Annotated in this window: 4 protein-coding genes and 1 tRNA gene; 1 reads left to right on the plus strand and 4 read right to left on the minus strand. The window is 65.8% G+C overall.

All coding sequences use genetic code 11. From position 1 onward, the window contains the following. The first annotated feature begins 49 nt into the window (after positions 1 to 49). Positions 50 to 123: transfer RNA gene (locus VFB18_RS10500), tRNA-Gln, on the plus strand. A 231-nt stretch (positions 124 to 354) separates the two neighbouring features. Here VFB18_RS10500 and VFB18_RS10505 read toward each other — a convergent pair. The 4 genes from VFB18_RS10505 to VFB18_RS10520 all read right to left on the minus strand — a co-directional run. After that, positions 355 to 3,681: a Swt1 family HEPN domain-containing protein gene (locus tag VFB18_RS10505; protein ID WP_324974631.1), complete on the minus strand. Its 3,327-nt coding sequence runs from the start codon at positions 3,679 to 3,681 to the stop codon at positions 355 to 357. A gap of 3 nt (positions 3,682 to 3,684) precedes the next feature. Continuing rightward, positions 3,685 to 7,065: a DUF1156 domain-containing protein gene (locus VFB18_RS15820; RefSeq protein ID WP_324974634.1), complete on the minus strand. Its 3,381-nt coding sequence runs from the start codon at positions 7,063 to 7,065 to the stop codon at positions 3,685 to 3,687. 1 nt (position 7,066) lies between these two features. Beyond that, positions 7,067 to 7,561 (minus strand): hypothetical protein, encoded by a 495-nt coding sequence (locus VFB18_RS10515; protein WP_324974636.1) that lies wholly within the window; start codon positions 7,559 to 7,561, stop codon positions 7,067 to 7,069. A 10-nt stretch (positions 7,562 to 7,571) separates the two neighbouring features. Beyond that, on the minus strand, positions 7,572 to 8,522 hold a 951-nt coding region (locus VFB18_RS10520; protein ID WP_324974640.1), incomplete at its 5' end, for a DUF3883 domain-containing protein.

An 8,522-nucleotide genomic window follows, 5' to 3' on the forward strand; every position in this document is an offset into this window, starting at 1 on the left:
CCCAATCGCGGCCGGCTGTGCTATCACCACGCCGCCCGAACGAGCCCGGTGGGGGATCGTCTAACGGTAGGACAGCGGACTCTGACTCCGCCAGTCTAGGTTCGAATCCTAGTCCCCCAGCCAGGTTTTTCAATGAGATAGACACGACCTGCGGGCGCCGCTCGGCGGCGTGTCGGCACCATGTCGGCACCGCGGCGAAGACCGGCGGGCGAGGGTGTCCGCCGGGGTAGCCGCGGCGAGGCGCCGACCGGAGGCGAACCCGGATCGCCGTCCGGCGGACCGTCGGGCCCGCCTGCCGCTCGGGCCGCCGCTCGCTGCGATCGCGCGCGTATCCTTAACCATGCGTGGCCTCACCTATTCAGTCTCGAACCCCTGGCTGTCGAACTTCAGGGTGCGGCAGTTTTCCGTCACGGTGCGGATGAGCTGATCGCTCGCGCCGTTCGGCAGGCGGGCATCGATCTCGATGGTGACGGTGACTGCCGCGCCCACCTGACCGGCGAGATGAGCAATCACCTCGTCCGCGATTCGGCCGGCGTCGCGCCCCACGCGCGTCGAATCCACCCGCACTGACCCATGGAAACGCCGAAGCTGCTGAGCGACCGGCGGTATCGGAGGCGTTTCGCCGGTACCGGGATGAGGATCGGATCCTCCACCGCTGGGGCTGGGGGTGGGGCCGGGAGTACCTGGGGACGGCGTCTCTGCATCCAGTTGCTTGCCGGCCACGTCCGGCTTGACGAGAAGCCCGGAACTGTCGGCCGAGATGTTGACGCCGTGCCCGCCATGCAGCCCGCGATAACGTGACGCCGTTTCGTCGTAGCTCTCCGCATAGCCGAACGTGTCCGTGCGCCATGTCAGCAGGGCGAGCCCATCCCGGATGGCCTGCACCAGCACCTCGGGACCGGCGAGACGAGGCAGATAGAGATAGCGCGCGAAATCGTCGATGAGCTGCTTCACCGCGACGTGGTCGCCGCGCCACAGCGGAACATCGTCGAGATGTTTGCGCAGGATCGTCGAGCCCAGGCTAGCGACCAGTAACTCATCGCTGCGCAGCTTCTTGCTCGCCCGGACTGCCAGGGCGTCGTTGCCGGTGAGCCGGGAAGCCTGCCAGACGACCGGCGCCTGCGGCGTCGATTGCTCCGGAACCAGCAGCCATTGATAGGTTTCGGGCAGTCGCGCCGTCACCGCGCCGTCGGCGGCCTGCTTCTGGGTCTCGGCCTGCCGGGTCTGGTGGGGGTCGAGGTTGAGCGCCTCCTTCTCGGCGACGATCGACGACCAGGCCAGATATTTGCGCAGGGCCTCGTCGAGGTCTTGCAGCCGCACCTTGTCGGCGGCGAGGAAGACGAGCGTGTTGCGGTAGAGGCGTGGCGCGTTCCCGCGCGATTCAAGGATCGCCTTCGCAGCCGTCTCGGCGGCGTTGCCGCTTTCCCTGGTGTAGGCGTGCTCGGCTGAGAGAACGACAAGCCGCGCGTCGTAGTCGTCGGGCACGTCCCCGCCCGAGCGTGGCATCGGGTGAACGCGCGAGAAATCGCCGTTGCGCTTGAGGTCGGCGCGCAATCGCGCCTCCAACTCGGCGGCCACCTTGTCCGGGTCGCGCTTGAGCTGCTCGGCGCGGTCCTCGGCCAGCTTCGTTACCGTCTGCTGGGTCGCGTACCAGGCGCGCGGTCCGTCCTGATAGAGATAGGTAGCCGCCGAGGCGAGCCGGCGCAGCGCATCGCCGAAGACGGCCGGGGTTTCGCCCGGCATCACGCAGCCGAGCTTCACGCGCCGGTCCTCGAGGCCGCGATGCGCAGCCGCCGCGGTCGGCGCCGAGCCCAGATAGATCGTACGCGCCACACGCCTTGTCGCCGACACCTTGCCGAGGTTGGGCACCTCGCCGTCGATCCGCAGCGGCAGCGAATTGGGGCCGTCGACGTCTTTCTCGATGATCGGCACCCAGTTGTCCGAGAGGTATCGCGTCAGCTCGAACTGCACGCGCGGATCGTCGATCGGGATCGTCGAGGGCAGGATCAGCGGGCTGCGGTCGCCCTTCTCCCAGAGGCTGTGGATCACCGCCGCCATCAGGCGCAGTACGCCGCGCGTGCGCTGGAATTTCACCAGCGTCGACCAGTCGGTGTAGAGCCGGTCGAAGATCTCCGGGTGGATCGGATAGGCGGCCTGGATACGCCGTTCGTAGTCACCGCTACGGCACTCCGGCGGAAACTCGGCCGCCTGGGTCCGATAGAGATCGGCGAAGGCCCGCGCGGTCAGATCGCGCTGCTTGAACATATCGCCCGCGATCGGCTCGAAGAGCCGGCGCCGCACGATCTCGAAGCCCTCTTCCGCCGTCGCCGGACGCCACGACGATTCGACACGGCCCACGACGTTGCGCAAACGGTCGAGCGCCTCGCGGCCGCGAATGCCGCCGACTTCCACGTCATCGGCCTGGGTGTGCGGCGAGCCTGGCGTGTCGGACGCCGGCAGCGAGACGACGAGCAGGCAGTTCTTGGCGAGCTTCGCCGACTCGGTCAGCGCCTGCGCGAAGGTGAACTGGGTCTCGAAGCTGCCGGCCGGAAGATCGCTCTGGTCGTGAAGCTGACGCGCATAGGCGACCCATTCGTCTACCAACACAAGGCAAGGGCCGTATTCGACGAACAGCTCGCGCAGCACGTCGCCGGGGCTGGTTGCCTTCTCATCGTCCTTGGCGATGCGCGCGAACGCCTCGGCTCCGCCGAGCTGGTAGGCAAGCTCACCCCATAATGTCCGCACCACGGTGCCGTCGAATTTGGTGACGGGGTTACCGGGCGAAATCTTATTGCCGACGAGCACGACCCGCCGCGCCGTGGGCAGACTCTTGACACCCGCCTCGGCCAGCACCGCGTCGATGCCGGCGAGTTCCCCGGGCGCCGCGGTGCCGAACAGGTGGTAGAGCGCCAGCATCGAGTGGGTCTTGCCGCCGCCGAAATTGGTCTGGAGCTGCACGACCGGATCGCCCCCCTGGCCGGACAGGCGCTGCACGCCGCCCACGAGAAGCCGCTTCAGGCTCTCCGTCAGGAAGGTGCGGCGGAAGAACTCGACGGGCTTGCTGTATTCGTCGCTGCCTTCGCCCAGATGCACCTGCCACAGATCGGCAGCGAATTCTGCCTGCTGATAACGGCCGCTGGCGACATCGGCATGAGGCGTCACCACCTCGCGCCAGGGCTTCAGGTTGCCGGCCGCCGCCGGCTCGATCAGCGAGCCGCCGGCCTTGCGCTTTTCGCCGCGCACCTGCTCATCGAAGATGAGCCGGCGCAGCTCCATCTTCATCTTCCCGACCTCGTCGGCCTGCGGCGCCGAGACGGCCGTGAGCAAGCGCCCCATCGAATCCAGCGCCCGGTCGGTATCGTCGCTGGAGAAGGGATTCTGGTGCGCCCACTTGTTGCGTACATCCCGCAACTCGCTCACCAGGCTGCGCTCGGCGAAACCCAGCGTGCGCTTGAACACGTCGTTCCAGGTTTCCCACATCAGCTTCAGCAGGGCGGCAACGTCCCACTGCACGATCGGCTTGCTGCCCAGCATCGGGTCTTCGGCGAAGCGGCGCACGGCATCCATGCGCACGGTGCCGGCCTCCACGGCCGCCTGCACCTCGCGCTCGACGAACGGGGCGAGGCCCGCTCGCAGCAGGTCCATTGCCTTGCCGACGCGCTCCTGATTGGTCATGGCCATGGATCAGCGCTCCCCCGCATTGAAGAGGTCCGGTGCCGCCGTCGCCGATTTGCCTCCCTCCTGCGCCAGCCTCGCGATCTCGGGCCAGCTCTGGACCAGACCGTTATAGGCGAGCGCCTCGGCAGCGCGCTTCTTGCGCTCGCAGATGGTGTAGAGCCGGTAGGCGAGCTCCCGCGCCGTCTCCGCCCGGGCGCCTAGCTTGGCGACGAGGTCGGCCGCCGCGCTCTCGCCGCCGGTACCGAGCACGCGGATAAGGTGATGCACCATTTCCCAGGCGGTCAGGCGCGGGTCGGTCGCCGGGTCCCAATTCGCCGGCAACTCTTCCGGCTTCAGCAGTCTCACCCTGCCACGCTTCGATTCGAGAATACCGGACGTGGCAAGGCCCCCGACGGAGGTGTTCTTTGCCTTGCTCAGCGTCTCGGCGACGCCGTATTCGCCGTCGTTAAAGCCAACCTGCTCGAACCAGGCCAGCGCCCAACGACTGTCGGCGTCGAAGTCGCCTTCCTGTTCGGCCAGCGCCTCGTCGATCGTCGCGTTGATCAGCGCCAGCGCCTCACGCACCGAGACGGCGTTGCCCTCGGCGTCGAGTACCTTGGCGTAACGTGTATAAACCGCCATGCCGGGACCGATCGCGGCCTGCGCGAGGTCGACTGGCGCGATGTTGCCGGCCTGGAGGTGGCGGAGTGCGACAGGCAGCTCAGCCTTCAGCGCGGCGACGAATTCGCGGCGCGTGGTTGAAGGCGCATTCGCTGCTCGCGGACGGCAGACGAGGACGATGCTGGAGGCGAGCGCGTTGGTGCCGATTCCGATCGAACGGGCACCGCGCTCGGTCCGCATCGGCCATGTTCCGCTGAGAGCGAGACCAGCCCTGATTGCAGCATCGAGGAAAGTTTCCCAACCGGTGCTGGCCGTTCCGTCGTTGTCGTCGGTCTCAGACTGCTTGAAGGCATAATAGATGGTGATAGGGAAACCTGGGTGAGCCTGTTCGGCGAGGCGGCGCATCGCCTGCGTCATCCCGGTGAGAAAGAATTTCTCGGCAGCCTCTTTGCTGCCGTGTCGATAGGGCGTGGCGACAAGCTCTTCAGCTTTTGGCACCGCTATCGTGCCAAGCAAGCCCGGAAAAGTAGGCTGCAACGCTCGGCGCAACCACACGTAAAAAAAGTCGGACAGGTCCGCGTAGCCAATGTTGTCGTAGTAGGGCGGATCACTAGAAACAACAGCGTTCTTAGAAATGGACTGCGTCTGCGCGTCAGCATGCTCAGCCCATCCGGCAATGTCGACGCCCAACTGATCGAGCACGCGGCACATACTTCCGAGACTTGTAACAAGATCGCCCGCGGCACCAGAAAAAATACTCGACTCGGCAAAATCCCAAACCATGGGAATAGCTTGCCTTCGAAATAAATGCTGTGTTTGATCTGCGCTTGGCCCCCACTGGCAAAGAGCATTTTGAGCGTCAGCCAGCCGGCTTATGCCCAAGCCCAAATAAATCAGCACCGCCTCGGCATACGCCGTCACGCCCGTGCCGCCGTCGCGCAGGGGCTTGCCGTCATCGGTGAGGCCGGCGGCGATTGCGTCTTGGCGTGCGCGCTCGCGCGCTTCGCCCACGAGATCGGAGAACGTGGTCAGCGCGACGAGTTGGCGGTCGGTGAAGAGGTCGCCAAACGTTGTCAGGCCATAGGGAGGTGTCCACAGTGCGCGGGGATCAGGCGCAAGCGGCGTATCTGGCTTCCATTCTGGCTTGGCTTCCCCCGCCGCTTCTTCATGCTCCGGCGTTGGAGACAGATACACGCGCCCACGATCGCCTTCCGCAACGATCGCCATCAGCCTGGCGCCCATCCTCCCGGCTGTACCTTCGGCTTTGATGTAGTCCGGCGCGATCGGCGAGCCTGACATCACACAGCGGAAGTTCGCCCCGCGCGAAAGCTTCGTTCCGTTCTTCGCCGTCTCCGCATCCTTGGGCTTGCCGACCTTCACCGTGAACCGATAGCCGCGGTTCTCGATCACCGGCTCGACATAGGCTTCCTTGCCGGGCTTGGTGGAGAGCATGAAGGTCGAGGCCAGCGGCACGTCGATATTCGCATAGGCGGGGTTCGGGCTCTTCACCGTGCGCGCCCACAGCCAGGCGATGACCGTGAGCTTCTGGCCGACCAGCGGCTTCAGGTCCGGCCGCTCGGCCGCCATCTCGGCGGTGACCTCGACCTTCGGATAGAGATGGCCGATGCGCTTCTCGGCCTCGTCGCGCATCCACCGGCCGTAGTAACGCACATCCTCGGCCAGGCCCTGCGCACCCTTGTAGGAGCGAGGGAAGATAAGCGAGGAGCGAGAGGTCATATACGGCGATTGCGCCGCATCGTCGTTAGTATCCGACTGACCTCGTCCAGAAGCTCCCACAATACCTTCGTTTCCGCCACCGGAAACCATCCCTGCTTTTCGCAAATCAGCAGCAGCGTTTCCGTCTCCGCTAGCGAGCCGTGCGCGATTGCCAGGAAGTGTGCTTTGTCCTTCGGCGTCTCCCGCGTCCATCCCTCGGCGATGTTGGCCGCGATCGACACCCCCGCGCGCGTAATCTGCGACCGCATACCGTAGGTCTCCTCGCGCGGAAGCCGCTGCACGAGCCGGTAGAGCTCGTTCGCGATCTCCATGGCTTTCTGCCAGACGATCGTCTCCCGGTAATGCATTCTCCCCTGTCGCTTCTCGCTGCTCTCCCCTCGTTTCTGGATTGACCGGCGGCTTTCCCGCGAATTTCGGCGGGATCTCGATCATCGCCTTGTTGATCAGCACCGCCACCGGGTTGAGGTCGCTCGCATAGGCTTCAAGCCCCAGCCGCTGCGCCTCCAGCGGCAGGGCGCCGCCGCCCGCGAAGGGATCGTGAAAGGCCGGCAGCTTGTGCCGATCGAACAGCTCCTTCGCCCGCGGATGGTCGGCATTGTCGGCACAGGCGCGCCGCCAGCTCTGCCAGATTTCGTCCCGCGCCTTCTGCAGCACCGCTTCGTTGGTGGTGTTCTCCCATTTCACCAGCTCTTCGATGATGTTGAACAGGCGCTGGCGCTCGAGGTCCGCGGCGCACTCGGCAAGCGTCGGTTCCGGGCCTCGCTCGGCGTCGTCGGGCTTGGCCGCCCAAGCCTCCCGCCGCTTCCTCCATTCCCGCTCCGCGGCCCGGCGGACGTCGGCAACGCCGAGCAGCGTGTCCACATATTCGGACGGATCGTCCACCATCTGCGCGAAGATCACGGCGCGCGCCGCCGCGAGCGGCCGCCGCGCCCACCACAGATGCAGCGTGCTCGGATGCCCGTGGCGGATCGATTTCTCGCGCGCCGAGGCGGCGTTGATCGCATCCAGCGGCAGCGCGACCTCGATGAGCTTCTTGCGGGTTCGGACCATGTTAGGGCTCGTAGCTCAGCAGTTCCGGCAGCGTGACAAGCTCGGGCCCACGCGGCGGCGCGTTCTTCCGCCAGCCCCCTTTGAAGCCCTGAAGCTTCCCGATCGGAATCTGCTTGTTGGCGGGTAGTTCCCGAAGCCCCTCGACATGCCAAAAAGTGGCCCAATGGCCCTTGTTGTCGGCCAGAGGGTAGGCGGTTGTCGGGGGGCGGTACTTCATACCGTCGGGATGGGCTCCCCCCTTGCTGTCGACCGAACGCACGTACCAGCCAAACCAGCAAACGATGAACGTGTCCTTGGCGGGCGCATCTTCGTCATGGGACGGATAGATCAGTGCGGCAACCGGCAAGCCATCGCGCATCTGATCCAAGTTGCGGAAGAATTCCCATTTTCGGGTCCCAAAGGCGACGGACCCCTCTTTGGTGCAGACTTCGAGGCCTGTCTGGAGATGCTCCAAGGGGACAGGCGCCAAGATCGCGAAATGAAGATCGTTGCTCAATCAAGGCTCCTCACGATGGCAACGCCGCTTCGGCGAGCAATTGCGCGATGGGAAAATTGACGGTGGCGCCGGCGAAGTCGGTGGTGATGCCCTTCTCGTGGAAAGGCCGGCGCAGATAGCGAACCTCATGCGATCCGTCCGCGCCAAACGCGACCATCGCCAGGATGAAATCGTCGGGCTTGTTCAGCGAATAGAGGATCTCGTTCTTCGTCACGGTGACGGTGTCCGCGCCCGCGACGCGGCCCTTGACCTCGATGAAACGCAGGCGTCCGGTGCCGGGAATGGCGCTTTCGATGTCGTAGCCGAGCTTGTCCGACTCCCGATCGACGGGCACGAAGCCGAGGCTGCGCTCGATTTCCATGACGATCTCCCGCGCCCGCGCGGCCGCGGCCTGGGTATCGACCACGGCCTGGACCGCCTGCGGCTGCCCGCCCATCGCGCGGATCAGTCCGATCGGCGCGACCAACAGGCCGCCGAGCACCACGGGCGGCAGCGGCGCCAACTGGCGCTCGCGCTTGATCTCGTCCATGCGTCTCTGAAGGCGGGCCTGAAGTTCGTCCGCCCGCTTGCGCGCTTCGCCCGAGTTCAGCCGCGCATTGGCCTTGCCGGCGCGCTCCTGCTCTTTGAGCTGCTCGGCGCGGAAATCCCAGTAGTTGATCTCCTTGGTCAGCCGGTCTTTGACCGCCGCCTCGGTCTTGTCGAGCAGCGCGAGCTTGCGGTCCCGGACCTCGGCCAGATGCTCCGGCACCACCTCCGCGATAGCGTGCGCCTGGGCCTTACTTTCGAGGTCGCGCCCGATCCACGCGGCCTCGGGCCGCGCCAGGATCGCTTCCGCCGTCGGCTCGCCGTCGCCCAGCGGGCGGTAGTCGAGATAAGGCGCGTAGTTGATATGCCGCGCCGTTCCCTCAGCGTCGATCTCCACGAACAGCAACCGCTTCGACACGACCCGGCGTTCGCCGGA

The organism is Methyloceanibacter sp. (genome assembly GCF_035650995.1).
Lineage (GTDB): Bacteria > Pseudomonadota > Alphaproteobacteria > Rhizobiales > Methyloligellaceae > Methyloceanibacter.